Origin of the sequence: Streptomyces sp. NBC_01689 (assembly GCF_036250675.1) — a bacterium.
Taxonomy (GTDB): domain Bacteria; phylum Actinomycetota; class Actinomycetes; order Streptomycetales; family Streptomycetaceae; genus Streptomyces.
On sequence record NZ_CP109592.1, the window covers coordinates 331,731 to 357,553 of the forward strand.

The 25,823-nt window shown below is 68.2% G+C and carries 22 protein-coding genes and 3 pseudogenes; 9 read left to right on the plus strand and 16 right to left on the minus strand.

Annotated elements, in window-relative coordinates:
• Positions 1–61: 61 nt before the first annotated feature.
• The 3 genes from OG776_RS42310 to OG776_RS00990 all read right to left on the minus strand — a co-directional run bounded on the left by OG776_RS42310 (position 62) and on the right by OG776_RS00990 (position 2,231).
• On the minus strand, positions 62–355 hold the full coding sequence (locus OG776_RS42310; RefSeq protein ID WP_443077158.1) for a transposase: 294 nt from the start codon (positions 353–355) through the stop codon (positions 62–64).
• A gap of 257 nt (positions 356–612) precedes the next feature.
• Positions 613–1,089 carry a DUF6207 family protein gene (locus OG776_RS00985; protein ID WP_329318209.1) on the minus strand — a complete coding sequence of 159 codons (477 nt, stop codon included), beginning with the start codon at positions 1,087–1,089 and terminating at the stop codon, positions 613–615.
• Between the two features lie 287 nt (positions 1,090–1,376).
• Entirely contained in the window at positions 1,377–2,231 is an 855-nt protein-coding gene (locus tag OG776_RS00990) for a hypothetical protein (RefSeq protein ID WP_329318211.1), read from the minus strand.
• A 457-nt stretch (positions 2,232–2,688) separates the two neighbouring features.
• On the opposite strand from OG776_RS00990, the pseudogene OG776_RS00995 reads away from it, so the two are divergent.
• Positions 2,689–3,042 (plus strand): annotated as a pseudogene (locus OG776_RS00995) (helix-turn-helix domain-containing protein); the annotation flags it as partial.
• Here the strand turns inward: OG776_RS00995 and OG776_RS01000 are convergent.
• Positions 3,030–3,935, minus strand: a complete 906-nt coding sequence (locus OG776_RS01000) for a helix-turn-helix transcriptional regulator (protein WP_329318213.1) — start codon at positions 3,933–3,935, stop codon at positions 3,030–3,032. The pseudogene OG776_RS00995 and the gene OG776_RS01000 sit on opposite strands and share 13 nt — an antisense overlap.
• Before the next feature lie 680 nt (positions 3,936–4,615).
• Here OG776_RS01000 and OG776_RS01005 point away from each other — a divergent pair.
• Both OG776_RS01005 and OG776_RS01010 read left to right on the plus strand, forming a co-directional pair.
• Positions 4,616–5,086, plus strand: coding sequence for a VOC family protein (locus OG776_RS01005; protein ID WP_148011364.1), 471 nt, complete (start codon positions 4,616–4,618; stop codon positions 5,084–5,086).
• 342 nt (positions 5,087–5,428) lie between these two features.
• Positions 5,429–6,871 (plus strand): dihydrolipoyl dehydrogenase family protein, encoded by a 1,443-nt coding sequence (locus OG776_RS01010; protein ID WP_443077159.1) that lies wholly within the window; start codon positions 5,429–5,431, stop codon positions 6,869–6,871.
• Between the two features lie 435 nt (positions 6,872–7,306).
• On the opposite strand, the gene OG776_RS01015 is transcribed toward OG776_RS01010, so the two are convergent.
• The 5 genes from OG776_RS01015 to OG776_RS01035 form a co-directional block, all read right to left on the minus strand.
• Positions 7,307–8,185, minus strand: coding sequence for an FAD binding domain-containing protein (locus tag OG776_RS01015; RefSeq protein WP_329326304.1), 879 nt, complete (start codon positions 8,183–8,185; stop codon positions 7,307–7,309).
• A 155-nt stretch (positions 8,186–8,340) separates the two neighbouring features.
• Positions 8,341–9,330, minus strand: coding sequence for an amidohydrolase family protein (locus tag OG776_RS01020; RefSeq protein ID WP_329318218.1), 990 nt, complete (start codon positions 9,328–9,330; stop codon positions 8,341–8,343).
• Between the two features lie 40 nt (positions 9,331–9,370).
• Positions 9,371–9,853 carry a (2Fe-2S)-binding protein gene (locus OG776_RS01025; protein WP_148011369.1) on the minus strand — a complete coding sequence of 161 codons (483 nt, stop codon included), beginning with the start codon at positions 9,851–9,853 and terminating at the stop codon, positions 9,371–9,373.
• A complete protein-coding gene (locus tag OG776_RS01030; protein WP_329318222.1) occupies positions 9,850–10,782 on the minus strand; it encodes an FAD binding domain-containing protein in 933 nt (310 codons plus the stop codon). The genes OG776_RS01025 and OG776_RS01030 overlap by 4 nt, the downstream gene beginning before the upstream one ends.
• Entirely contained in the window at positions 10,779–13,094 is a 2,316-nt protein-coding gene (locus OG776_RS01035; protein WP_329318224.1) for a xanthine dehydrogenase family protein molybdopterin-binding subunit, read from the minus strand. Before OG776_RS01035 ends, OG776_RS01030 begins: the two co-directional genes overlap by 4 nt.
• 137 nt (positions 13,095–13,231) lie before the next feature.
• Here OG776_RS01035 and OG776_RS42315 point away from each other — a divergent pair.
• Together OG776_RS42315 and OG776_RS01040 are read left to right on the plus strand one after the other, a co-directional pair.
• Positions 13,232–13,699 (plus strand): annotated as a pseudogene (locus OG776_RS42315) (hypothetical protein); the annotation flags it as partial.
• A gap of 59 nt (positions 13,700–13,758) precedes the next feature.
• On the plus strand, positions 13,759–14,091 hold the full coding sequence (locus OG776_RS01040; RefSeq protein ID WP_261994720.1) for a thiamine pyrophosphate-dependent enzyme: 333 nt from the start codon (positions 13,759–13,761) through the stop codon (positions 14,089–14,091).
• Positions 14,092–14,482: 391 nt separating this feature from the next.
• Here the strand turns inward: OG776_RS01040 and OG776_RS01045 are convergent.
• From OG776_RS01045 to OG776_RS01055, 3 genes are all read right to left on the minus strand, one after another.
• Positions 14,483–15,642 (minus strand): IS3 family transposase gene (locus OG776_RS01045; protein ID WP_329323621.1). Its coding sequence is split into 2 segments (ribosomal slippage): positions 14,483–15,387 and positions 15,387–15,642, totalling 1,161 coding nucleotides; the frame shifts between segments, so codons are not numbered across the junction.
• 184 nt (positions 15,643–15,826) lie between these two features.
• A complete protein-coding gene (locus OG776_RS01050) occupies positions 15,827–16,450 on the minus strand; it encodes an NADPH-dependent F420 reductase (protein WP_148009785.1) in 624 nt (207 codons plus the stop codon).
• Between the two features lie 243 nt (positions 16,451–16,693).
• The gene (locus OG776_RS01055; RefSeq protein WP_148009786.1) at positions 16,694–17,428 is read right to left on the minus strand and encodes an SDR family NAD(P)-dependent oxidoreductase; all 735 of its coding nucleotides are present in this window, start codon (positions 17,426–17,428) and stop codon (positions 16,694–16,696) included.
• A gap of 208 nt (positions 17,429–17,636) precedes the next feature.
• On the opposite strand from OG776_RS01055, the gene OG776_RS01060 reads away from it, so the two are divergent.
• On the plus strand, positions 17,637–18,548 hold the full coding sequence (locus OG776_RS01060) for a LysR family transcriptional regulator (RefSeq protein WP_148009787.1): 912 nt from the start codon (positions 17,637–17,639) through the stop codon (positions 18,546–18,548).
• A 312-nt stretch (positions 18,549–18,860) separates the two neighbouring features.
• Here the strand turns inward: OG776_RS01060 and OG776_RS01065 are convergent, their stop codons facing one another.
• Positions 18,861–18,989 carry a hypothetical protein gene (locus OG776_RS01065; protein WP_261994589.1) on the minus strand — a complete coding sequence of 43 codons (129 nt, stop codon included), beginning with the start codon at positions 18,987–18,989 and terminating at the stop codon, positions 18,861–18,863.
• Between OG776_RS01065 and OG776_RS01070 the strand changes: the two are divergent.
• Positions 18,940–19,534: pseudogene (locus OG776_RS01070) on the plus strand (alcohol dehydrogenase catalytic domain-containing protein); the annotation flags it as partial. The gene OG776_RS01065 and the pseudogene OG776_RS01070 sit on opposite strands and share 50 nt — an antisense overlap.
• Positions 19,535–19,710: 176 nt before the next feature.
• On the opposite strand, the gene OG776_RS01075 reads toward OG776_RS01070, so the two are convergent.
• Together OG776_RS01075 and OG776_RS01080 are read right to left on the minus strand one after the other, a co-directional pair.
• Positions 19,711–20,598, minus strand: a complete 888-nt coding sequence (locus OG776_RS01075; protein ID WP_148009788.1) for an MBL fold metallo-hydrolase — start codon at positions 20,596–20,598, stop codon at positions 19,711–19,713.
• A 383-nt stretch (positions 20,599–20,981) separates the two neighbouring features.
• Positions 20,982–22,367, minus strand: coding sequence for an FAD-dependent oxidoreductase (locus tag OG776_RS01080; RefSeq protein ID WP_329318229.1), 1,386 nt, complete (start codon positions 22,365–22,367; stop codon positions 20,982–20,984).
• Positions 22,368–22,440: 73 nt separating this feature from the next.
• Between OG776_RS01080 and OG776_RS01085 the strand changes: the two genes are divergently transcribed.
• On the plus strand, positions 22,441–23,358 hold the full coding sequence (locus OG776_RS01085) for an AraC family transcriptional regulator (protein WP_148009790.1): 918 nt from the start codon (positions 22,441–22,443) through the stop codon (positions 23,356–23,358).
• A 380-nt stretch (positions 23,359–23,738) separates the two neighbouring features.
• Here the strand turns inward: OG776_RS01085 and OG776_RS01090 are convergent, their stop codons facing one another.
• Complete coding sequence (locus OG776_RS01090) at positions 23,739–24,599, minus strand: enoyl-CoA hydratase/isomerase family protein (protein ID WP_148009791.1); 861 nt, start codon at positions 24,597–24,599, stop codon at positions 23,739–23,741.
• Between the two features lie 153 nt (positions 24,600–24,752).
• Between OG776_RS01090 and OG776_RS01095 the strand changes: the two genes are divergently transcribed.
• On the plus strand, positions 24,753–25,370 hold the full coding sequence (locus OG776_RS01095; RefSeq protein WP_329318231.1) for a TetR family transcriptional regulator: 618 nt from the start codon (positions 24,753–24,755) through the stop codon (positions 25,368–25,370).
• The last annotated feature ends 453 nt before the right edge of the window (positions 25,371–25,823 follow it).

The window sequence follows — 25,823 nt, forward strand, 5'->3', positions numbered from 1 at the left end:
ACCCGGCACGTGACGGTGACCGGAATTCCGCCCATGGCCGGCTCTTTCACGAGCGGGTAGATCATTTTCCCGGCAGATGTGCCTGCGACAGGTAGGCAGCGGCCCGGCGAAGGACCTCGTTCTCCCGCTCCAGCAGCTTGATCCGCCGACGCGCTTCGCGCAGTTCCGCGCTCTCCTGGCTGGTCGTTCCGGCCTTGGTCCCGTCTTCGATGTCCGCGCGGCGCATCCATTTCCACAGCGTCATCGCGTGGACTCCGAAGTCGGCAGCCACCTGCTGGACCGTCACGCCCGGGCCGCGGTTCCTCGCGACCCGCACGACGTCCTCGCGGAACTCTTCGGGATAAGGCTTGAGCACAGCGACATCCTTCCCACCCGCCCCACACGGCAGACCAGTTCAGATGTCACCCGATCGTGCAGCAGACCCGTGGTAGCGGAGAGCGGAGTCCACCGCCGATGACGTGGGTCATCTGCAGGACAGCGCGTCACTGCTGCGCTCGGCAGCCCATGACCTACGCCGCTCAGCCGACACAGCCAGGCCCCTCAGCGACAGGGCACAACAGCACATGTCGGCCGAAGGCCTGGTCACGCAACTGAAACAGGCAGCCGCAGGGCTCAGGGCCGATGTTGACCACGTCCGGATCCAACACAGCGGAGCCAATGCGCCAGTACACGGCGACCAACATCACTGTGTCGAAGGACCACTACTCCCCGCGGGGAGAGGGGCCGCCCTCGGCGGTCCCGTCGTCCCACGACCCGGGCCCATTCCCGCGAGTGCGGAATGCGGCGTGGATGGCCCCGGTTGCCACTGCACGCAGCCGCCAGCACGCGAACCACCGGAATACCCATCACCGAGGAGGTCTCCGCCCATATCGCGGCCAGAGCCTCCTGGAAGGCGAAGGCGGTCTCGTCGTCGTCGGCAGCCACGTCGACCACGACCAGACCGGACTCCGCTACGTGTACTTCGTTGATCACTTCCACGCCCGGTACGACGGACTGCCACGGCCAGCGAGTTCTCGGGCACCGACTACTGGTTCGACCAACCGGCTCGCCTCCGGCCTTGGAGACGCCGGAGGCAAGCGGCCCCTGCATGCGGGCGCGGGCCGTCGGCCAGGTGGCTTGTGCAACGCGGGCTTCCCGCTCGCGCTGGCGCGTCGGGGCCTGCCATGGCCATCGCTCTGCTGCCTTCGCGGGAGCCCGCCGTTCCTCGCGGCAGTCGGGGCTGATCCGCCGCCTCGCCCGCGTAGTCGGAACCTTTCGACGAGCCGTTGTTCGTCGAACTACGCACCACCCGGGCGGAGGCCAAAGCACTGCAAGCACGGGCAGACTCAGAACATCGAAGGTGGGTCCGGTTGATTGCGAAGAGGCGAGCTTCAGGTTCAGCGCTTGAGACTGGCCATCAGGTCACGCATGTCGTTGACCATGGCTGACTGGTAGGAAGAAATATCGGGCATCTCAGGGCCCTCACCGATCTCGTCGTCGGCGTCCTCGCTCTGGTAGTTGCTGCTGGCGGCCAGATCCAGGGAGAGGACCGCTCCACCGTCCAGGACACGCAACTCGGTGTTGCTGATGTCTCGGGTGATCAGGTAGGCCGTGTCGCCGAGGTCCGGAACAGTCCTGACGTTGTCTGCCGGCACGAGGCCCTGGTCCGTCATCCGTTGCTGAGCTTCGAACTCGACCCCAGGGTCGGTCTCCTTGTGCAGTGTCACAGTGATGCCGACGTAGTAGTCCAGAGACCACCCAGCCTTGAGCGGCTTTGTCTTGGCCAGCGGTCGAACCGTGATGGAGCACTGGGCGTGGTCGACGGCGGCGTGCTTCAGCAGCCCGGCTTGGACGACGTCGGAGGACACCCGGGGTGCGACGGCCGCACTGATCGACGTCAGTTGTACGGAGGGGCACGGGTTCTTGTCGAGCCGATATCCATGCGTGCTGGGCTTCTGTATGCCCAGTCCGTAGACGAACACCGCCGGCGCCCACAGGGCCGATGCCGCCAACACGCCTCCCAGAGCCCACCACCATGGCTTGCTCAACCGGCGACGCGCGACGGGCTCACTGTCGAAGTCGCCCCGAACCTCGCGGGATGTCACCACGTCGAACTCTCCGGCCATCTCCGGTTCAGAAATCACACTGCTCCCCTGTCGAACGCTTCCCTGAGCCTGCGGCCCGATGATCGCTGACAGGGCCTGCACCGCTCCCACCGGGCCGCCCTTCAGCTGGTGAAGCACCACGATCACACCATCCACGGTCCCAGACCTGCCCCTACCGCCGTACTGAAGCCATGGTCCGCGCTGCGGCAAGCGGGATCAGAGACAGATGCCCCTGCCAACGAGAACCGTCACGCAGTGACGGCGGTCGGCAGCCGCCGCACCACCGATTCCCGCGGCTTGGTCCTGCCGGACCAGTACCCGATCTGTCCGTACAACCCAAGCCACCCACACCAGGCAGGCTCGGATCGGGGACAGAGACCGACCTGTGGTCGTCACACGATGCGTTTACGGCCCCGGACGAAGATGACCATGGTGACAGCTGCAGTCATCGCGAAGAGAATCGATGCGCCGAACCATTGAGCTTTTCAGCAGGGCCACCGATCGGGTGACGGCCGGCTGGTCGGCGACCTGCGCATAACGGACGAGGCTCCTCCGCGGTCGGGCGAGATGTCCGGCGTCTCAACTCTGCTGCCGGGGAACCTCGTTGGTTACGTGTCCTGCCGCACCGGACCTGCCTCATGCGCTGGTTGAGCGGGTGACGATGCTGATCGTCACCTGGGAGGGTGAGCGGCGCTGCAGGCTCCGGCCCGCGCAGCGCGCCCCGGTCGCGCTGGTGTACCTGCGTCAGCACGACACCCTCGCGCAGATCGCGGCCGGCTTCCGGATCAGCGTCGGCACCGCCCACGCCTACGTACACGCAATCGTCGATCTCCTCGCCCGCCGGTCCCCGGGCCTGACCCGCACCCTGCGCGAGGCGGACCCGGAGTATGTGCTGGTGAACGGCACGCCGGCCCAATGCGACCGGGTCGGCGGCGGACCCGCCGACTACTCCGGCAAGGGATTGCCCACAGAACCTGGTTTTCCTGCGGTGTCCAGGACACTGATCCGGTCGGCAAGGGCCCTCAAGGCTTCAGAAGACCGGGAGCCGGCTTGAGCCGTACTCACGAACAACCACTGGTCCGGATCACCGGGAAAAACCAGGGACTCATAGTCCAAAGTGACTTCGCCGATCACGGGATGCCGGTAATGCCTGGTGCCGTGTGAGAATTCCTCCACATCTTGCGCGGCCCACCACCGGCGAAAATCCTCGTCCAGAGCCGACAGCTGATCAATCAGATCGGCCAGCTGCGGATCGTTCGGATTCCGCCCCGCATACAGGTGCAACCCCGTGACGATCATCCGCGCGGCCATCTCCCATTCAATGAACAGTTCACGCGCAGCTGGTTCGAGAAATATAAAACGCGCCAGATTACGCTCGCGGGCCGGCAGGGCATCGAAATCAACATACATCGCACACGCCATTCGGTTCACAGCGAGAACGTCCATGCGGCCGTCCAGAATCATGGCGGGAACGTCCCGAAGAACCTCAAGCAGCGCATGCGCCCCTGGACGCACTCGCCGCGGAACCGCGGGCCGACTCACTCTGGCCACGGACCGCGGTCTGGCCAAGGCGAACAGATGTGCACGCTCGACATCGTCCAGCCTCAGTGCGCGGGCTACAGCCTCCAGTACCGCTTCCGATGCGTTGGCCACCCGCCCGCGTTCCATACGGATGTAGTAGTCCGCGCTCAATCCGGCCAGGAGCGCGACCTCCTCCCGTCGCAGTCCCGGAACACGACGACTCGTTCCGGGCGTGACCCCGACCTGTTCAGGAGTCACTCGGGCTCGCCGCGAACGCAGAAAATCACTCAGCTCTTTGTTTTCATCTGAACCGGCCGACATCGTGCCCATATATTGAGGCTAGCCCTCCACGCACCACTCCGGCAAACGGACCGTTAATTAGTTCCGCCCCATGAGCACACCATGCAATTGGCTAGGGCGGACCTCTGAAGCAGTCCCTCAGCACAGCGAAAGTGAAGCTTTTCCGCTTACCGACAGGCCGCGACCTGGCAATAACCCATTCACGACGAGACGTGACTCAGGCGGGGTCGTCGACGCGACTACCAGCCGATGCCCCCCTGGAGGACAGCAGGGAATCCGGATCCGGCGCGGGCCCCGGCTGTGTGGTCATGCGGTCCCGCTCTGTGCGCCCTGTGTGCAGAGGGTCTGCGGGCCTCGCGCGTCCGGTCGGTACGGCCGCCTGCGGCGGCAGCAGTTGTCCGGTCGTCTGCCCGGCCGTGACGGTTCACGCAGCCTCAGTCGACGCATTTCCTGATGTCCGGGGAGCGTGGATCGCACTGCGGGGCGCATACGCAGGTGCTCAGTGAAAGGGGGCCTGCCAGTACCTGGACCAGCAGACCCTGACCGAGATAGGCCTGTTTGGCCACCCACAGGCGCCTTTCCGACTGGTTCTCTGGATGCAGGTCACCACGAAGCCCGCAGGCCTCACCGACCTGGACACGAAACCTCGTTCACCGCTCCGATGACGTAATGGGAACATTCCACCGAAGTCAAGAAACAAGGACATCCCCATGGAACTGAAGCTCGAAATGATCGTGATGCCCGTCGCCGACATCGACCGGGCCAAGGCCTTCTACGAGAAGGTCGGATTCCGCCTGGACGTCGACCACACGGCCAGCGAGGACTTCCGAGCCGTGCACTTCACACCGCCCGGCTCCGAGTGCTCGATCATCTTCGGCGAGGGGCTGACACCCATCGCACCCGGCTCGCTCCAGGGCCTGTACCTCATCGTCTCCGACATCGAGAAAGCCCACGCGGAACTCGTCGGCCGCGGAGTCGAAGTCAGTGAGATCTTCCACGACGCCAACCTCTTCTTCCACGGCCACGAGAACGGTGACGTCACCCACCAGTCACCCGGCCAGGAACGTAGGGCCGGCCTGCACCCCGAGCGCGCCTCCTACGGCTCCTTCCTCACCTTCAGCGACCCGGACGGCAACGGCTGGGTGCTGCAGGAGATCACGCAGCGCCGGCCCGGCCGCTGACAACCCACCGCCTGAGAGCCGGCGTCCGCTCCAGCCCATCGGCTGTCGTGGCCGGGGCGAGCGCCGGCGCCGGTCCACCAGGCGACGCAGGGGTGCTCACCGCCGCTCGGCCACCGCTCGGCCACCGCGGCTCTCACGGCAAGTGCGGGCAGCGACAGCCGGGCTTGTCGCAATGGCCGTCCCATCCCGTGACCCTGCCCACTCGACCCTGTACGGTGCCGCGGCCTGGCGCCGACCGGCTGCGGGTATCGGCCACCACGACCTGCACGGGCCACGGTCGTCGCCGAGGCGTACGGCCTGGTCACGGAAGCAATGAGGAACGAAACAGTGAGGAACACAGCAGTGACGAACCAGACGGCCCGCACCTACGACGTGATCGTCATCGGCGGGGGCCCGGTCGGCGAGAACGTCGCAGAACGCACCCGCGCCGCAGGACTGAGCACCGTGATCGTGGAACGCGAACTCCTCGGCGGCGAATGCTCGTTCTGGGCCTGCGACCCGAGCAAGGCGCTGCTACGGCCCGTGGTGGCACGTGCCGACGCGAGCCGCGTACCGGGGCTCGACCCGGCGGTGGCCGGCCCGCTGGACGCCGAGCGGGTCTTCGCACATCGCGACAGGATGTCCTCGTACTGGAAGGATGAGGACCAAGCCGACTGGCTGAACTCGGTCTCCGTCGACCTCCTACGCGGTCACGGGCGCCTCACCGGCCCCCGAGAGGTGACCGTGGAGACCCCTGAGGGCAACACGGTCGCCCTGACCGCCCGGCACGCCGTCGTGCTCTCCACCGGCACCCGCGCCGCCCTGCCTCCCCTTCCCGGACTCGACTCCGTCCGCCCCTGGACCAGCCGCGAAGCCACCAGCGCCCGCGAGGTGCCCGGCCGGCTCACCGTCGTCGGAGGTGGTGTGGTCGCTGTCGAGATGGCCACAGCCTGGCAGGCCCTCGGCTCCCGGGTCACCCTGCTCGTCCTCGAGAACGGTCTCCTCGAACGGATGGAACCGTTCGCCGGCGAACTGGTCACCGACGCGCTGCGCGAAGCAGGCGTCGACATCCGCTTCGGCACCACCGCCACCTCCGTGCACCGCGACGGCGGCGCAGCCGGCGAAGTCCGGATCACGCTCTCCAACGGAGAACAACTCGTCGCCGACGAGATCCTGTTGGCGACCGGCCGCGCCCCGCAGACCCACGAGGTCGGCCTGGAAGCGGTAGGTCTCACCCCCGGCGACTGGCTGAGCGTCGACGACACCTTCCGGGTCACCGGGGTCGCCGGCGGCTGGCTCTACGCGGTCGGCGACGTCAACCGGCGCGCGCTGATGACGCATCAGGGCAAGTACCAGGCACGGATCGCCGGCACCGTCATCGGTACCCGCGCCAAGGGCGAGCCCGTCGACGACGCTCCCTGGGGCGCCCATGCCGCCACCGCCGACCACGCGGCCGTCCCTCAGGTCGTCTTCACCGTCCCCGAGATCGCCTCGGTCGGCTTGACCAGCCGCGAGGCCGAGCGGAGCGGGCGCCGGGTCAAAGTCGTCGACTACGACCTCGCCCAGGTCGCCGGCGCCCATCAGTACGGAGAGGACTACCGCGGCCGGGCCCGCATGCTCGTCGACACCGACCGAGGCACCGTGGTGGGTGTCACCTTCGCCGGCCCCGGTGTAGGGGAACTGGTCCATTCGGCCACCATCGCGGTCGCAGGTGAGGTGCCGCTCGACCGGCTCTGGCACGCCGTACCCGCCTTCCCCACCCTCGGCGAAGTCTGGCTGCGGCTACTGGAGACCCACCGCGGCTGAGCACTCTCCGCCCGGCATACGGGGCGGCGCTGGCCCCTGCCGGGTGACGCGGTCGGTCGCGAGCGAGCATCGATCCACCGGTCCCCCGGCCGGCAGCGACGCCCCGCGCAGGCGATCCCCTATACGAGTAGCTCCTTCGCTGAAATCTGCAGGTCAGCAGGGTCCGGCAGAGCATGGGGGCAATCTCATCCAGCGCGGACAGCACTGCGGCGGAATGCTTCAATGCCGTCTGCAAGAGGGAGACGCTCATGGGCCGTCAAGGCCGGTCGAATGAGCATGGAGCGCGACTCGGCGCCTTCCGCCGGCTCAACCGATACAACACCCGACGCCGGCGCTCCCGCCTCGACCGGCGGACCCCGACCGCCTACGAGAACGACTTCCGAGCAACAGCAACCGCCCTGGCCCAAGCCGCCTAGACGTGATCACAATCCGAGGTCAAGGCCCGCCGACAGACAGGAACTGGCCGCCTTCGGGGATGCCCAGCGTCGATCGTGCCGCCAGTTGAAGGCCGGATTCGGCCAGGGAGACGAGACGGCCGAGCCGTTGCGTCTCCCAGATCTCCAAGGCCCGGGCGGGGAGTTCCGTGTCGGGCGTCCAGCCCTGCAGGGCGGCCGCGAGGCCAGCGGCGTCCCCGAACGCCTTGGACGTCCCGGAGGCGGTGTGCGGACGGACGGTGCCGGCGGCGTCGCCGACCAGCGCCGCGTGATCCGCCACCATGCGTCGCGGGGCGAGGTCGTACACCGGCTGCATGAAGAGGTCCGACAGCCGCACGAGCTGCGCAAACTGCGGCGGGAGTGAGACGTCGGCTTGAGCGGCGACCCTGTCAGCCGTTTCGGTGGGTACTTCGCCGGGTGGCAGGAAGTGCGCGTAGCGGCGGCCGGAGCGGCCGGTCATGAGGGGCGGGAGGTCCGGCTCGGCCACGTTGGCGTACCAGACCCAGTTGACTCGCCGTGAGCCTTCCGCGCTTTCCCCGTCGGCTGCACGTTGCTCAGGGCGCTGTCCAGGCGGTAGCACACGGCGGCGAGGGGTTCCCGAAGGGCGCTGTAGAGGGTGCAGCACTTCACCGGGGAGCGCCGATTCGGGTTCGAGGCCGCGCCAGGCAACGTAGCCGGCGTATTCGGGGCGGGCGGTGGCGTCCAGGAGTCTGCGGGTGGTCGAGCCGATACCGTCCGCTCCGACCAGGAAGTTGCCCTGCGCGGTGTAGCCGTCGGCGAATGCGGCGGTGACTTCGCTTCCGTCGACCTCCCGCGCGCCGAAGAAGGTGAAGCCACCGGAGAACACGGCCCGCTCCAGGTCCTTGACCAGCTTCTCCACGGCTCCGGGGCAGTGTGACCACCGCGTTCGCGACGATGCCGGTGCCCATGACACGTCGGCGCCGACGGCGCGCAGTTCGTGTGCGGTGGCGAGTCCTCCGACGGATCCGCCGATGACCAGGGCTTTGAAGGCGGGGCTGGAATGCATCGCGTACCTCAGGAGGCGGTCCGGATTCCCAGGAACTGGCGCCCGTTCGCCCCGAGCGCCGCGGCGTCGAGGCCGTAGTCCAGGAGGAAGCGGACGGGGTCTGGCTCTGCCATGTCGAATGGGTAGTCGCTCCCGCAAAGGATCTTGTCCTGGGAGGCGCGGGCTGTCAGGAGCCTGAGGACCTCGGGGTCGTGGGTGACCGTGTCGAAGTACAGACGGGCGAAGGGGTCGGCCGGCGGGCGGCTGCCGCCGCGGCGTACGTCCTCCCGTTCGTGCCAGCCGTGTTGCCACCGGCCGATGAGCGCGGGGGCGCAGCCTCCGCCGTGGACGAAGCAGATGCGCAGGTCGGGGAGTTCTTCCATGACGCCGCTCAGGAGCACGGAGGCGATGGCCGTCGTGGTCTCGACGGGGTTGCCGATCAGGTTGACCAGGTAGTGGTCCTTCCACTCCGGGCGCGGCAGTTGCATGGGGTGGACGAGGACGGCGAGGCCCGCGTCGGCGGCCGCGGCCAGGACTTCCCGCATGGTGCCGTCGCCGTAGGAGCGGCCTTGGACCAGGGGCGGGACGGCGACGCCCGCGATGCCCGGCAGGCCCGTCAGACGTGTCATCTCGCGGCGGGCGGCGGCCACGTCGTCCACCCGGACCAGGCCGAGTCCGACCAGGACGCCGTCGCTCGCGGAGACGGCTTCGGCGAGCTGGTCGTTGTAGGCCGTGATGTAGTCGTCCGCCTCGGCGGGCTGGAAGACGGGGAAGGCGAAGGGCGGTGGCGAGATGGCGCGGGCTCCGAGTCCCGTCCTCACCGTGTCGGCGATGACCGCTTGGATGTCGGTCATCGCCTCGGTGGCGAGGAACAGCGGGTGGTCGCCGAGGTGGAGCTGTCCGTCGCGGTCGTTCATGCCGCCCGGTGGGGAGCCGGGCGGAAGCCGGAGCAGGTCGCGGGGCAGCCAGTGCGCGTGCACGTCGATGATCCCCGCACGGACGTCTCCCCTGACAGCCATCTCCACTCCTCACGATCGCCGGACCGGCACGGACCAGGCGTCAGGTCACGTGTTCGTGCTGTTCGCGTGCTGCTCGCGTGATCGCGCGGCGGATGGGTTCGTAGCCGGTGCAGCGGCAGACGTTGGATCCGACGACGTGATCCACGCGCTCAGGGTGGTCGGCCAGCTCCGGGTCGGCCTCCAGCGCCCCGGCGGCCGCCATCAGGAATCCGGGCGTGCAGAAGCCGCACTGCAGTGCGTGTTCGGCGGAGAAGGCCCGCTGGAGTGCGCTGGGTTCGCCGTCCGGGCCGGCCAGCCCTTCCACGGTCCGCACGGATCTGCCGTCGCACTGCACGGCGAGCATCAGACAGGAGCGCACCGCCTCACCGTCCACGAGAACGGTGCAGGCCCCGCACACGCCGTGCTCGCAGCCCAAGTGGGTGCCGGTCAGCCGGCAGTCCTCCCGCAGCACGTCCGCGAGAACGCGTCGGGGCTCCACGTCGAGCGGGATCTCCTCGCCGTTCACTGTCAGCGTGATCTTCATCGGCTGTCTCCCTCGGTCCCGGCGATGCGGGAACGGTGGTCGTCGGCTGCCTGGCACAGGGTTCTGGCGGCCACGACGGCGATGGCGTGGCGGCGGTATTCGAGGTCCGCGTACGGTTCCGCGATGGGCGCGGCGTCCTGTTCGGCTGCGATGCGGCCGGCGCGGGCGAACGGATGGTCCGCGGGAAGTCGGTATCCGTCGGTCGGGGTGCCGATCTCCACGCCGGTCAGCGCCTGTTCGGCGGCGTGGGCCCGCAGAGGCCGGTCTGCGCAGTTGACCAGTCCGATCCGTGCTTCCCGGATGATTCCGTCGGCCACGGTGAGGACGGCGGCGACGGCGACCTGGGCGAAGCAGAAGTGGGTGCGCCGGTGTTCGATGAAGCCCACGCCGGTGTGGTCGGCGAGCAGGGGATAGCTCACGGAGGTGATCAGTTCGCCGGGGCGGCGGTCCGTCCTGAGGGGGCCGTGGAAGTAATCGCGGGCCGCGACGGTACGGACGCCGTGTGGTCCTCGGAGATGGATGTCGGCGTCGAGGGCCATGGCGATGGCGCACCACTCGGAGGCGGGGTGGCCCCAGCCGAAGCTACCGACCATGGTTCCCCTGGAGCGGATCGGCGGGTGGGCGATGTTGACGACGGCGCGGGCGAACAGCGACCCGAGGGGGCCGGGTACGGCCTGCGCGGATTCGAAGACCTGGTGTCTGACCAGCGCGCCGACCCGCAGCGAGCCGTCGACGACCCGCAGGGTGTCGAGTTCCGGGATGCGGTTGATGTCGACGACCAGGTCCGGGCGGATGCGTTCCAGGTGCATCTCGAGGAGCAGGCTCTGGCCTCCTGCCAGGACCTGGGCCTTGCTCCCTCCGTGCCCGAGGGCGTCGACGGCCTCGGGCACGGTGCGGGGTGCGACGTAGTCGAAGGCGGCGGGCTTCACCGGTCCTCCTCCAGCTTCGGGGCGCGCGCCGCGCGCCAGACGACGTCCGGGGTGAGCGGCATCTGCAGCAGGTCTGCGTCGGCGGGCCGCAGGGCGTCGACGACGGCGTTGACGATCGCGGCCGGCAGGCCGATGCAGCCAGATTCCCCGGCACCCTTGGCACCCAGAGGCGAGCTGGGGCTCGGTGTGCAGGTGTCCTTGACCTCGATGGGCGGCACTTCGGTGTAGGTCGGCAGCAGGTAGTCCAGCAGACCGTTCGCCAGCAGGGGTGTGCCGTGCTCGTCGTAGGGGATGGCCTCGTACAGCGCCTGGCCGATGCCCTGCATCGCGGACCCGAAGGCCTGAGCGCGGACGATGTCGGGGTTGAGGACCACGCCGCAGTCGTCGACCGTCACCACCTTCAGCAGTTCCACGGTGCCGAGTTCCGGGTCGACTTCGGCGACCGCGACGTGGGCGCCGAAGGGGAAGGCCATCCCGGTCTCGAAGCGGTCCTCCACGCGCAGGGGCCCGGTCGCCTTCACCAGTTCGCTCACGTCCATCGCGGCAGTGCCGTCATGGGCGGCGTGGACGGTGCCGTCCGACCACTCCACCTCTTCCAGCGGCACGTCCCACAGGGTTGCGGCCCGTCGCCGGGCTTCCGCGATGACCAGCTGGGAGGCGTGCTGAAGCATCGCGCCGGCGACCTGGGCCGTGCGGCTGGCGAACGAACCGAGCCCCTCGGGCTGTTCGTCCGTGTCGCCTTCGATCAGCCGGACCCGCTGCTCGTCCACGCCGAGGGTCTTGGCGACCAGTGCGGGGAAGACGGTCTCGTGGCTCTGGCCACTGGAGGCGCCCCCGCATCGGGCGGTGATGATGCCGTCGGCGCCGACCTCGATGCTGCCGAACTCGTGGAGCCCGCCCGGTTCTCCGCCGGATCGCTCCACGTAGCAGGACAGACCGATCCCCAGGGGCTTCGCGGTCGGATCGTCACGGCGTCTTGCCTGTTCGGCGCGCCACGCGCCGTACTCGACGGTCTCCAGCGCCAGGTCCAGTGCACGGGCATATGTGCCGCTGTCGTAGGTCCGGCCGGTCGGTGTCGTGTAGGGGAAGGCGTCGGGAGGGATGAAGTTGCGGCGGCGCAGCTCCGCCGGGTCGATGCCGAGTTTCCTGGCGATCATGTCCATGCAGCGCTCGAGCGCGGTGACCGCCTCCGGGCGGCCGGCGCCTCGGTAGGGGTAGGTGAGCATGGTGTTGGTGAGGATCGAGCGCACCGTGGAGTGCACCTGGGGGGTGGTATACGCGCCGGTCGCCATCCAGGCGGTCTGCATCGGCAGTCCGACCCCGAGGTGAGGATAGGCGCCGACGTCCGCGTCGATGTGCAGCTCGTAGGCCAGGAGCCGTCCGTCGGTGTCGGCGGCCAGACGGGCCCGCTGGTCCTGGCCGCGGCCACGGGTGGCGACCATCATGGACTCCAGACGATCCTCGATCCACCGGACCGGGCGCTGCAGGGTGACGGCGAGGAAGGCGACCACGACGAATTCGGGGAACGAGGCGCTCTTGCCGCCGAAGGCCCCACCGGTGTCCGGCACGATCACGCGGATCCGATCCTGCGACCAGCCCAGCAGTGCGGCCATCTCACGGCGGAGCCGGTGCGGCATCTGGTGCCCGGACCAGATCGTGAGGCGGTCCTTGTCGGGTACCGCGAGGATCGTCCGGCACTCCATCGGTGTGGGCATCAGCAGGTTCTGACGGAAGCGGCCCTCCACCACGGCGGCCGCTTCCTGCCACACTGCGTCCTCGATGGGCGTGCCGGTCTCGCCCCGCAGAGCGACGTTGCTCAGGCCTTCGAACAGCAGGGTCTCGTCCGAGGCCGCGGCGGACGGCGTGACCATCGCGGGCAGCGGATCGACGTCGAAGGTGACCACCTCTGCGCCGTCCTCGGCCCGGTATCTGTCCTCGCCGAGGACGACGGCGACCGCCTCTCCCGCGTACCGCACGCGTTCTTTCACCAGCGCCGGCCACTCCCGGCCGGCGACCGCCTCGTCCGAGGACAGCTTGGCGAGCACGGTGTGCGGGACCGGGGGCAGGTCCTGCAGAGCGGCCGCCGAGTGGGCGCACGCGGGCATGTCCGTCAGGTCGGCGGCGGACCAGGCGCCCACCACGCCGGGCACCTCGCGGGCCGCGGTGCAGTCGACGGCGCGCAGCCGGCCATGGCCGATCCGGCTCCTGACGAACACGGCGTCGAGGCAGTCCGGCACCTTGATGTCGGCGACGTAGCGGCCGTTTCCCGTGAGCAGCCTCGCGTCCTCGCGCCGTGTCCACTGATACGCCACTGCCGCACCTTCTTGCCGGGTCGAGGGGAGGTCCGCCGAGGAGCCCCTTCGTGACGGCCTTCTTGGGGGCCGTCAGGGGCCACGAGAGATCGACACTGCAAAACTACACGTACCGTACATTCAGGCATGTATCCGTTATGGATGCATGTCTGGACGCGTCGGCCGGCAGATCTGCAGAACAGGAACGGGCCCGCCGACCGGGCCGACAGCGGGTGAGCGGTGCGGGGCGGGGTCCGCCGTTCGGGCCGAGCGATGACGCCGGTCAAGATGCGTGCGGCTCGATACGAACACACGCTCGGGTCGGGCGCGCGCAAATTCGGCCGTGCGGCTGGTCCACCACCGTCAGGCCGGAGACGCCGCGCGCGCTCGTGGCCGACCGGACCCCGGAAAGGCATCCCGCTCTGCGGGCACCGGAAGATCCCCATACCGTGTTCCGCCGTCGGGCGAGGACCGTGGCGGCTCACCTACCGGGCACGCACGACGGGCACCCTGCCGAGCGGCGAGCACGGGAGATCTACCAGACGTCGACGACGAGCACCGACCGCACGGCTCCGACCGCGCTGGTCGACCATGCGCTCAGCAGCGACAACCTCATGTACGCGATACGCATCAAGGGGACGTTCGGCGAGGTCCGCACCCGCACCGTGATGCGGCAACCGCCTCCCTGTCTGCATGGCGCGTCACTTCCGCTCCTACCAGCCCGGGCACCTGTTGTTCTCCGACGGCCAGCAGACTCCGGGGGGTGGCCCTTCCCTGTGCGATGGCCGCCGCCATGGTGCGGCCCCGGACCCACATTCTGTCCGTCTCCGGCGACGGCGGCTTCCTCTTCAGCGCACAGGAGCTGGAGACCGCGACCCGCCTCGGCCCGCGCCTGACACACGTCATCACGCGGGACGACACCTACGACATGGTCGGCTTCCAGGAACTCCTGAAGTCCGGGCGCAAGCCAGGAGTGCAACACCGACCTGTGCCCCCAGTTGCACTACGGCGTGCTTGAGTAGTGGCAGGGCGAATATCCGCGTGCACAGGATGAGTCTTCACCGGCGTGCCGAGACGATCCCGTTCTCGTCTTGTCGACAATTCGCTCATGCGCCGCTCATTCGAGTCGCCGAAGCGATCGCCGCGCTGAAGGCAACCCACGCTCGACGTGGCACTGCGTCATTTCAGAGCTTGTCGACCGGGTGACGCTCGCTTGCCGGACAGGGCCACTTGCCCCGCATGGTCCGCGATCGTGTCATCAGGAGACCGCGCACAGCGGGACGTTGCCAAGGCTCACAAGGGGGCTCACAGCGCACAGGCTGCCCCGGGCCGAGGCGGGTGGAAATACGGTCGGCTGGTGGGCAGGCAGGACACTTCTGAGGTGTCCCCCGGAGTGTGGACACAGGGGTTCATGCGGCGAGTGTGAGTTTACGTCCTCGCTGGTGCTGCTGTTCGAACTCGGCTGGCGAGAGGTAGTTGAGGGCGCTGTGGCGCCGTCGGGCGTTGTAGTAGGTCAGCCACTGGAAGATCTCCAGCCTCGCCTGACGCACCGTCGAGAACATCCGCTGGTGCATCGTCTCCCTCTTGAGCCCCTGCCAGAACGACTCGGCGAGGGCGTTGTCGTAGCTCGAGCCGACCCGGCCCATGCTCCTGCGGATCCCGAAACGGTCACAGACCTGCGCGAACGCCGCCGACGTGTACTGGGCTCCCCTGTCCGCGTGGAAGATCACTCCGGTGACGTTGCCGCCGCGGGTTGCGACCGCCATCGTCAGAGCGTCGATGACCAGTTCGGCGCGCATGTGGGTGGCCATCGAGTAGCCGAGCACCCGGCGTGAGCAGATGTCGATGACGCAGGCGAGATACAGCCATGTCCCGCCGACTTGCACGTATGTGATGTCGCCGCACCACTTCTCGTCCAGCCGGGCGGCGGTGAACCGGCGTTGGACGAGGTCCGGGGCGGGCGGTGCGAGCCGGTCCGGGACGGTGGTGCGCTTGCGGTTGACGGTGCGCCCGAAGCCGCGCAGTTCGGCATGGACGCGCCGGACACCATAGGTTCCCTTGTGCTCGGTGTGGACCTCACGGATCTCCACGAGCAGGGCGTCGTCGGCGGCCTGCCGCTCCTGGCGGGTCTTCGCACCGGCGATCCACCGGTAGTAGCCCGAGCGCGAGACCCGAAGGACCCGGCATATCCGCTGGACGCCGAAGGTCTCGGCATGGGCGGAGACGAAGTCCCAGCGGCGGGTCTTCACTTCATCTCCTTGGCGAAATAGGCCGCCGCCCGGCGCAGGATCTCCCGCTCGAGCTCCCACTCCTTCTCGGCCTTGCGCAGTCGGCCGTTCTCCGCCCGCAGCCGGGCCAGTTCCTCCTCCCGGCCCTCCACGCTCTGCTCGCCACAACCGTGATCGCGGCCGGCGTGTTCGTCGGCTTGGCGCACCCAGCTCCGCAGCGTCTCGCCGGTCACCCCGACGTCCGCCGCGACCGCCGCATACGTGCGCTTCCCGCCCGCCGAGCGGTACAGCGCGACGGCATCGTTCCTGAACTCCTCCGGATACGGAGACTTCCGTCCCACCAGGACACCCTTCCTCGGATCTGCAAGATCCATTGTCGGTGTGTCAACACCGCCGGAGTCACCTCACTTCGTCGCTTCACGGCCGTCCGTGAATACCCGCACCGCCCGGCGAGGGGACGAATTTGGCCCGCGCCCCTCACTCCTACCTCTGGCCGGCCGACCGATCGCTCGGCTCGGGGCGGACTCAGCCGGTGAATTCGCTGACGCCGAGGGCGAAGTCCCAGTGGCCGACCCCGTTGCCGGCAAGGCTCACCGTGACCAGGCCCATGCCTTCCAGCCAGTGCGCCATTTTCAGGCCGCCGACGTCCAGCGGGCGCAGGCCGAGGCTCTCGATGAACGCTGCCACGTCGGCCTTGGCCTGCGCCTGGTCGCCAGCGATGAAGACGTCGGGCCGGCCCTCCTCCAGAACGTTCCGGAAAATGGTGTTGAACGCCTTCACCACACTGGCGCCGGCCGGAGCCACCTTGGCGACTTCCTGTGCGATCGAGGTCTCCGCGCTGTGGGCCAGTCCGTCGAACGTCGCGTTGAAGGGATTGCTGATGTCGACGATGACCTTGCCCCCGAGGGCGTCTCCGTATTCGGTGACGACCGGAAGGACACCGTCGTACAACAGGGCGGTGATGACGATGTCCCCGGCCGGCACAGCGCCCCACTTGCCGGTCGTCGCGCCGCCGCCCAGAGCCTTGGCCAGGTCATCGGCCTTGGACTGATCGCGTCCCATGACCTCGACGGTGTTGCCGCCCGCCGTCGCGAGCGTGCCGATGGCACGGGCCATGTTCCCCGTACCGATGAGGGTGATGCTGCTCATGAAGTGTGCTCTTTTCCAGTTGTCGACGTGTCGCTCTGTCTCGTTCGTGCCAAGTCAGGCACGGGGCGTCGGCCGCGGCGTTCTGAGCCGCCTGCATCGGCTTCCTGGCATCTCCGGCTCGTCATCGGGCGCACTCGGCGCCCGACCGACACGTCGGCGTATCGCGGATGCCCGCGTTCGAGATCGGTTCGTCGCGGCGAGTCGTTGTCGCGGGGCGTGCCCGCGACATCCCCCGCACGGGGTTCAGATAGCGGTGGTGCCGCCGTCGGTGACCAGTTCCAAGCCGTTGACGTAGCTGGAGTCGTCGGAGGCCAGAAACAGGGCGACGGTGGCGATTTCCTCCGGGCGGCCCATCTTTCCCCGAGGGATGAGGGACTCGAACGCGGTCTTGGTCGCCTCGTCGAACAGCTCCTCCTGCTTGGCGGTGGCGACCTGACCGGGGGTCAGCACATTGACCCGGATCTTGCGGTCGCGCAGTTCGTTGAGCCAGACGCGGGCCCAGGCCTGCTGGACGGCCTTGCTTCCCGCGTAGAGGCTCCAGCCGGGGAATGCGCCGAGGGAGGCGTTCGATCCGGTCATGAGGATCGAACCGCGGTCGTTGATCAGCGGCAGCGCCTTCTGCACGGTGAACAGGGTGCCGCGTGCGTTGAGCCAGAAGGCGCGGTGGAACTGCTCGTCGGTGATCTCGCCGAGAACGGCGGGTTCGCCCATCCCCGCGCTGGCCCAGAGGACGTCGATCGAACCCTTCTCCCGCTTGACGGTGTCGTACAAACGGTCCAGGTCGTCCAGCTCGGCCGCGTCACCCTGGACGGCGGTGACGTTGCGGCCGATCAGCTTGACGGCCTCGTCCAGCGCCTCCTGCCGCCGGGCCTGGATGAAGACGTGCGCCCCTTCCTCGACGAACAGTTTGGCGCCTGCCAGTGCCATGCCGGTGGATCCGCCAGTGATCACCGCGACCTTGCCATCCAACTTTCCCACGGTCACTCCATTGAACTGATAGGTATGGAAACAGTGCGCTCATTCCGGGTCCGGACCCTGCTATAAAATTCCGATGTCGAATTCTTGTGCCGAATTCTCGTCGGCCCGGATCAGCACCTGTTCAGGCTGCCATTACCCCTGAGCTGGTGTCCAAGACCTCTTCTGGCCGTGGTGATACCCTGAAGGCATCACCGGGCTGGGAGACGCCATGGATCTGGACCTGCGCAAACTGCGTTACTTCGCCGCCGTGGCGGACCAATTGCACTTCGGCCGCGCCGCCGATGAACTCCATATCGCGCAGCCGGTGCTCAGCCGACAGATCCGCGCGCTCGAGCAGGATCTCGGCGCCTCGCTGTTCACCAGGGACCGCCATGGCGTGGCACTGACCGACGCCGGCCGGCAACTGCTGGCCGAGACGGGTCCGCTACTCGCCTCCGCGCACGCGGTCCGCCGCCGGGTGTCCGACGCCGCCCGCGGCAGCCGGCGGCTGACGGTCGGTTTCCGGGCCGGGATTCCGGTCATCCCCGCCGCACGAGCGTTCGAGGCCCGGCATCCGGACGTGGTCGTGGACGTGCAGCGGATCGAATGGGACGACCAGGCCCCGATGCTGCTCGACGGCCGCATCGACGTCGGCTACGTGCGGCTGCCCATCGACGAGGCCGGCCTGCGCGTCACCCCGCTGTACACCGAACCGCGGGTGGCGGTACTGCCCACCGGCCACCGGTTGGCGGGCAGGACCGAGGTCACCGAGGCCGACCTGGCCGGGGAACCACTGGTCTGGCACGCCGACCCGAGCACGCAGCCCACCAGGCGCCCACACCCTGACGCCGGCTACCGCGCACGCGGGGTGGACGAGACACTCGAGCATGTGGCGGCCGGCCGCGGCATCTCGTTCCTGGCCCGTTCGGCGTCCGTGTTCTACTCGCATCCGGAAGTCGTCTATGTGCCCATCCCGGATCTGTCGCCCGACCAGGTGTGCCTCGCGGCGGCGGAATCGCGCACGTCGCCAGTGCTCGATGACTTCTTCGCCGCGGCTCAGGCGACAGCCGAAATCACGGCAGAATGCGGGAACTATGAAATGTGGCGGCTTGGAAGCGACACTCTCTCAAAGCGCGGTTGAATAAACCGACTGACAACAGCGGGACCAAAAACGGTACACGGTCATAGCCGTTGCCGTATCTGCGCCGATGTCGCCCCCGGTGGACAATTCTCGAGTCCTGCGGGAGAGACTCGTACGCAAGCCCCTCGCGCTGAGCGCAGGCGTCCGTGGTCCATGCCCCTTCGCCCCTGACCAGAGCAGCAGTGGCGCGGCCTGACCGTGCGAACGGACGAACACATGCCCTCACCCACCAGGCCGCAGGCACCTGTCCGCCCTTCTCATCTGGACTCGGCGACAGCCGCGGTCATGGCCCCACCCCTCGCGACGGGTTGATCAGTCATGCACCACGTTCGCCGCGGTCACATTGTCGATCACGCGGCCGAGCTCGGGCTTGGCCCGGGTCAGGTCCTGGATGCGTGCGGCGATGCGGTCGCATTCGATGATGAGCTGTCCGATGCGCATGACGCAGGTCGCTCGGCAACCTCACCCATCCCCGTCCGCCCTCCTCCGGCCCCGGCGGCGGTTGCGGCCGGCACCTCACGTCAAGGTGAGCGTCCATCCCATCGACCGGAAACTGCGCGTCGGCACCCTGCACCAGCTGATTCCCTTGAGCTGCCGCCATTCGCGGGCGCGAAGGCGCCGGTGTGGTCGACGAGATCGGCGAGGGGGTGCCAGGGGGTGCGCATCGGCGGCCGTGTCTTCGAGCTGGACGGTGTCACCGGGGCGACCGCAGAGCCGCTCATCCTCTCGGCCTGGGCGCAACACCCCCGCCACGTGGAACGGCGAGCAGGCCGCTGGTGCCGGTCTCGTGTCAGTGACCGCATGCGCGGGTTCGAGGCGCTCGGCTCCCTCGCGGGCCGCACCTTACTCGTCGAGGCGCCGCCGGAGGGGTGGGCAGCGCGGCGGTCGAGATCGCGGTAGCGCAAAGGGCCGCTGTGATCGGGCCAGCCAGTGAACGCAACCACGAGTTCCTCCCTGCACTCGGCGCCGTTCCCACCAAGGTGGGCAACCCGCAACGGCCCGCGCGGCGAGCGTTCCCTCGACCGGTACCGGCGAGCGGGCGTTCCGAAGGGACATGATCTCCATGGCGCCTCGTCAAGCAGGCCGCCCCCACGCGCCGGCTATGGTCCGCCAACGTCTCCGCCCGTCTCGACCAGCGGGGACAGCGCTGTACGCACGCTGCTCATTGCGCGTTCAGCACCGCGGGGATGTTGACCTGGAAGTGGATGAATCGGTACATGCTGTAGTCGCTGTACTCCTTCATCGCGACCGCTTCGCGGATCTGAGCATCCGAGAGCCCCCTGTCCCGGGCGTCCCGTGCCAGGCTGGTCAGCTTCTCGAGGTAGGTGATCGAGTGCAGGATGTCTGCACGGCGCATGGTCCGGCCGTGGCCCGGCACGATCAACGTGTCATCGTCGAGGATGTCGTACAGGCGCCGGTAGGTGACGAGTGCCTCGTCGGATCGCCCCTCCAACAGCCACGGGAACGCCGGGGGCGGTGCCTGCAGCATGTTCCCGACGAAGACGATGTTGTCTTCACGCGCGCGGACGATCAGGTCGCCGTCGGTCTGCGCGTAGCCGATGTGTTCGATGTCCACATGCTTGCCCCCCAGATCCAGGGAGCACGACCCGGAAACCGCCACGTCTGCTGAGCGGGCCACCGTCTCTTCGATGCCGGCGTCCGCACCGAGCAGTTCGATCATGAAGCCGCGGTCCTGCTCGAAGCGTTCCTCGATCTCACGCTTGGTCGCTTCGTGATGGATGATCACCGTCTGTGACGGGAAGGCGAAATTTCCGAAGCAGTGATCGCCGTGGAAGCTGGTGTTGACCAGGAACCGAATGGGCAGCGTGGTCACTTTGCGGACCTCGCCGATGACCTGGGACGCCAAACGGCCGTTGCTCAGCGATTCGATCACCAGCACTCCCGAATCACCCACGACGAAGCCGGCGTTGGTCGCCGTGTGGTCGGTGTCGTCGACGTCTGTCGCCATGACTGCGTACACGTCGTCGGCGAGTTCGCGTGCGCGCATCTGAACGTCGGCGAGTTCAAAGGGTCTGTTCTTCTGCTGCATGGTTCTTTTCTCTTCTGGAAGGGTGACAGTTGGCCGGCCTCGTGCAGGTCGCGGTTCTGGGCACCTTCGTGGGCACGGGGGCTGAGCCCGGCAACGACAACGGACGCCCTGGCGCGTGAATCGCCCCCCCTGCCTGAGAGCGAGGGCGGCGGCTTCCCCCTCGCTCCGGGCTCTCACTCGTCGGCTTGGGCCTTTCCCCGGCATCTGCCCGGGTTGCCGTCACACCTTGACCCTGTCCTATTTGTCTCATGCTTGGGCGATGGTTGCGCTACGACACGGGCTCGCGTCGAAGCCACGTGAAGGGCGTCGAGACATGCGAGCTCGGCCGACCGGTTACCCGTCGCGCCTGAGTACAGGTCTGTCGTGTGCGCTGCTGGGCAGGGTCAGGAGACGACCTTGTCGAAGACCTCGTTGAGGGCTTCAGTCGAGCTCGGGTGGGTGTAGATCGAGTCGCGGAGCTGCGTCGCGGTGACGTTGTGCCGCATGGCCAGTGCGACGGTGTTGATGATCTCCTGCGCGTCGATGCTGAGCAGGGCGGCGCCGAGGATCAGGTCGGTGTCCGAGTCGACGACGAACTTCATGACGCCGCGGGTCTCCTCGACGGTGTAGGCGCGGGGCATGGCCACGATGTTCGCGACCTTCTCCCGTGAGACCTTGACCTTGAGTCCCTGCGCCCGTGCCTGGCTCTCCGTCAGTCCTACGGTGGCGAGCGGGGGTGTGATGAACAGGGTGTGGGGCACGGCCCGGCGGTCGGTCGTGGTGCGTTTGCCCTCGCCCAGGAGTTGGTCCAGGACGATGCGCGCGTCGTCCAAGGAGATGTAGGTGAACTGCTCGCCGCCGTTGACGTCGCCGAGTGCGTAGATGTGCGGTTGGCTGCTGCGCAGGTGCTCGTCCACTTCGATCGCGCCGTTCGGTGCGGTCCGGACGCCGGCGGCGTCGAGCCGGAGCCGGTCGGTGACGGGTCGGCGCCCGGTGGCGGGCAGGAGCGCGGAGGCGTCGACAGTGTGTGTCCGCCCGTCCTTCTGGTACATGACCTTCGAGACGGCGCCGTTGTCGCGGACCTCGGTGACCTTTGCGCCGGTGATGACGCGGATGCCATCGTCGGTGAGGATCTCTTCGACGGCCTGGGCGATGTCCTCATCCTCCCGCGGCAGGAGCCGCTCGGCTGCTTCGAGAACCGTGACATCGGTGCCGAAGTGCCGGTAGATGCCGGCGAACTCCAGTCCGAGGTAGCCGCCTCCCAGGACGACGAGTCGCTCGGGGAGGTTCTGTGTGCGGGTGAGTTCCGTGCTGGAGACAAGATGTGGGCTGCTCGCGAGGCCGGGAATCGGGGGGATCACGGGCTCGGAGCCGGTGTTGACGAGGATCGTGGGGGCGGTGACGGTGATGAGGTCCGGTGCGTCTCCGACGGCGACGGTGTGCGGGTCGATGAACCGGGCTGTGCCGGTGATGACGGTCGCGGTGTCCCTGCTGTTCAGCGCGTCGAAGTTGCCGGCGCGGAAGGCGCTGGTCAGTGCGCGGACGCCGGCGACCGAATGGGCGAAGAACTCCTGCGCGTCGTCCTTGAGGCGTTTGGTGTTCGCGTAGTGGACGAGCATTTTGGTCGGTACGCAGCCGATGTTCGGGCAGGTCCCGCCGTACATGTTCGCCGACTGCTCGATCAGGACGACTCGGCGGCCGGCGTCGGCGAGAACGCGCGCGGCGGTCTTGCCGCCCTTGCCGAAGCCGATGATCAGAACATCCGCGGTGAGTGCTGTGGTGATCTCCATGTCTTGAGTCTGCGGCGCCGCCACTGGCACGAATAGACTTGATCGTCTCGCTTTCCTGCCTGAAAGTTTCATCATGGACTCAGTCAGCCGGTTGCTGCGCATGGCCCGCCTCGAGGCCGGTCTCGACAAGCGCTGCCTGCTCGGAGCCGGTACCAGGATGGACGTGGCGGCCTATGGTGAGCTGCAGGCGCCCTTCCATGTGCTCCTGGAAGGCGAGTGTCGGCTGCAGGTGGGCACAGTCCTGCTCGACCTGCGCCCCGGGGACGTGGTGATGATCCCGAGCGGCTCTCCGCACCGGGTGATCACTGGGGGCGGGGCCGCTTCGGCGGGGACGGCGGAGAGCCTCGGCGAGGTGTTCGTGACCACGCGCAGCGCGGACGGCGGTAGGCCCGTCATCGACTTGTTCTGCGGGCACTACACGTTCGACGCGGGTGCGGGCTCGCTGCTGTTGGCAAGCCTCCCCGACCCGGTGCATGTCTCCTTCGGGCAGTCGGCCGAGAGCGATGAGGTGCTGCGCATGCTGAGCGCTCTGATGCGCGGTGAGGCGCGGCGCGAAGGCGAGGGCACCGCGGCGATCCTCTCCGCTCTGTGTACGGTGCTGTTGGCGATGGTGCTGCGCACCTCGCGGGGCGACACCACGCGGACCGCTCTGTGGACCGCGGCGGCCGACAGCCGCATCGCGGCGGCCGTCGAGGCCATGCTCAACGATCCAGGGGCCGACTGGACGATCGAACGGCTCAGCGGCGCGGCTGCCATGTCCCGGGCCACTTTCCTGCGTCACTTCACCCGGGACACGGGGACGACCGTGGGCGCCTTCCTCACCCGGGCGCGGCTGATGGCGGCGGCGGAACTGCTCACCACCACCGACACGACGGTGACAGCCGTAGCCGGTCAGGTCGGCTACTCCTCCGAGTCCGCCTTCTCGCGGGCTTTCCGTACGTATCTCGGCACGACCCCCGCCCGCTTCCGGCGCGGGAGAACGCCAAGGTGACCAGCCTGCTCTCGCCCGACGGAACTGCGCTCGACGGGTCCCTGCGGCCGGACTACGCGTGATCATCATCGGGCCTCCGCCGGTCGTCATGCTGGGCCGCAGGGTCGCTGACAGTCAGCTGCGGCAGGCCGGAATGGCCATCTGGTTCGTGGGCTCCCCTGTGCTGTTGGCCCTCGGCGGTTGGCTCGTCCACCGGAGCACCTGAACATTCGTCGCCGTCGGCCGGCCGACCACGCGGGCCAGACCGAGGGCACCGGGTCATGGTTCGCCGAGGCTGCCGCAGTGCCCCCGGCTTGGGGCGCCGTCGATGCCGCATCAGCGCGCCACCTGACGCTGACATCACCCACAAGCCACGGGCCAGAACAACCGCGCTTGGGCACTCAGATGCTGTTGGCGATGCGCTCGTGGTCCCGTTCGCCCTCGCGGGTCTGGATACCAGCAGCGAGCAGTTTGTGGGCGAGCTCGGTGACCTCATCGCCGAACGCCGCGAACAGGCCCTCGTTCTCAACGGCGTACGCCGCACGGGGAATCGGCTGGGCGACCGTGTCGACCGCAGCCTTCGTGATGGAGATCACCTCCGGGCGGAGGCCGGCGATCCGTCGGGCGAGGGTGTCGACGAAGGAATCGAGTTCTGCGGCGGGCAGGGCACGGTTGATCAGGCCATACCGTTCCGCGAGCTCCGCGCCCACGAGTTCGGCGCCGAGGATGAGCTCCAGCGCCCGCGCCCTTCCCGCCAGGCGTGTCATGTTCACCGTGCCGCCGCCTCCGGGGAGGATCCCCATCAACGACTCCGGCTGCGCCTGGCCCGACTTGCCGATCGCCGCGAATCGCATGTCCAGGTACATGAAGAACTCGTTGCCCGCGCCGCGCGCGAAGCCCGCCAGCTTGCCGATGGTGACTTGCGGCAGCGTGCGGACCTCCTCGCTCATCGCCTGGAGGATGTTCAGGCCTTCCGGGACGGTCGAACCCGGCGCGGCCGCGATCGCGGCGCGAGTGGCCGCAGGCAGCGCGTCAGGGTCCGTGAGGTAGGCCATGTCGCCGTGCGCGACGAAGAACTCCGGGTCAGCGCTCTCGAAGACGATGACGCGGACGTCGGCGTCGTCCCGCACACGCGCGACGAACGCCCGAAGTGACGGCAGGAGGACCGCGTCCATCAGATTGAGCGGCGGGTGATCGATTGTCACCGTCGCGACCCCGTCCGAGACATCGATCGACAGGGCGGGAAGGTCTTCGTAGCTCATGAGGTGGCTCCGTATCGCCATGAGGGACGGCCGTCACCGGGCCGCCGGCTGGGGAAAGCAGTGCGAGTCTCAGCACCGTGACTGACACTGAGTATCAGGTTAGAAACCAGTGCTCGAAAAAGCCATCAAGTGTGTCGGAGTACACTCGCCCTCATGAGTGGAGCGCCAGTCGGTACCAGGGAGATCAGCCGCCACGCAGTGCGAGCAGAGCTGGCCCGCGTCGCGTTCAACCAGTTCTGCCTCACCGGCTTCGACCAGGTCACCTTCGCCGACCTCTCCGAAGCCGCCGGAGTGTCGCGGAGCACCTTCCTGCGCTACTTCGGCACCAAGGAAGACGTCGTCCTGTTCGTCTTCGACCCTGTCGGTGACGTCATCACTGACGCGCTCGAAGCCGAGCGAGGCGACCAGGACGACTGGAGCAGGCTGCGCAACGCCCTGGAGTCGGCCGTGAGGTTCCTCGTGCGCGACGTCAAGGAACTCGTGACGATCCTCGGCCTCATCGAGCAGACCCCAGCCCTGTGCGCACGCCTCCGCGAGAAGCAGGCTGAATGGCGACCAGAGATCGTCGCCCGACTGCCGAAGACAACCTCCCCGACCGACCGGTCATCGGTCGTCGCCGACGTTCGCGTAGCCGCGGCACTCGAGATCTTGTGGATCGTCCTCGGGCAGTGGAGTGCGAGCGACGGTCAAGAGGACCTCGGCGAACTGCTGGACGCTGCCTTCGCCGCCTTCTCGACCCCGGCACGCCAGGAGACAGACGCTCCGTCGTAACGGGCCGAGGCGGCGGCTTACTCGGCGGCGCCGAAGCGGCCGAAAGCAGCGATCGACCCCGCGGCGGTGATCGCGTCGTCAGAGTCCGGCCCCGGCCGCGAGTGCAGGAGTGGGGTGTCGATCCGGCCGTCGTGGACGGTGTCCACGCTCAGTCGTGCGGGGCATTGCTGTGACCAGGACCCCTCGCAGCCGACCAAGGTCGACGTCGGCGGAACCGACAACGTGCGGATCTACACTGTCCGGCCTCTCCCGGACATCCCACGCCGACTTGATCCCAGGCAGAAATGCCGCCGCCTCAGGAAGGTCGTCGTAGACGTGGATGAAGCCGGGGCGACGGTCTCGGACCGCTCGGGATCTCCGGTCGGGCCCCGCGTGCGCGGAGGAAACTCCTGCGGGCGTCGGCCCAGCCCCCAGCGTCATGGAAGTAGACCTCGGCGCGGTCACCAATCTCGC

Bases quoted from the DNA above. Each gene is read 5' to 3' on its own strand.
- OG776_RS01075 (WP_148009788.1), bottom strand. From the start codon at position 20,598: ATGCAGCAGAAGAACAGACCCTTTGAACTCGCCGACGTTCAGATGCGC.
- OG776_RS01085 (WP_148009790.1), top strand. From the start codon at position 22,441: ATGGACTCAGTCAGCCGGTTGCTGCGCATGGCCCGCCTCGAGGCCGGT.
- OG776_RS00985 (WP_329318209.1), bottom strand. From the start codon at position 1,089: ATGCAGGGGCCGCTTGCCTCCGGCGTCTCCAAGGCCGGAGGCGAGCCG.
- OG776_RS01020 (WP_329318218.1), bottom strand. From the start codon at position 9,330: ATGGCTGTCAGGGGAGACGTCCGTGCGGGGATCATCGACGTGCACGCG.
- OG776_RS01090 (WP_148009791.1), bottom strand. From the start codon at position 24,599: ATGAGCTACGAAGACCTTCCCGCCCTGTCGATCGATGTCTCGGACGGG.
- OG776_RS01025 (WP_148011369.1), bottom strand. From the start codon at position 9,853: ATGAAGATCACGCTGACAGTGAACGGCGAGGAGATCCCGCTCGACGTG.
- OG776_RS01095 (WP_329318231.1), top strand. From the start codon at position 24,753: ATGAGTGGAGCGCCAGTCGGTACCAGGGAGATCAGCCGCCACGCAGTG.
- OG776_RS01060 (WP_148009787.1), top strand. From the start codon at position 17,637: ATGGATCTGGACCTGCGCAAACTGCGTTACTTCGCCGCCGTGGCGGAC.
- OG776_RS01065 (WP_261994589.1), bottom strand. From the start codon at position 18,989: ATGCGCATCGGACAGCTCATCATCGAATGCGACCGCATCGCCGCACGC.
- OG776_RS01000 (WP_329318213.1), bottom strand. From the start codon at position 3,935: ATGGGCACGATGTCGGCCGGTTCAGATGAAAACAAAGAGCTGAGTGAT.
- OG776_RS01050 (WP_148009785.1), bottom strand. From the start codon at position 16,450: ATGAGCAGCATCACCCTCATCGGTACGGGGAACATGGCCCGTGCCATC.
- OG776_RS01080 (WP_329318229.1), bottom strand. From the start codon at position 22,367: ATGGAGATCACCACAGCACTCACCGCGGATGTTCTGATCATCGGCTTC.
- OG776_RS01005 (WP_148011364.1), top strand. From the start codon at position 4,616: ATGGAACTGAAGCTCGAAATGATCGTGATGCCCGTCGCCGACATCGAC.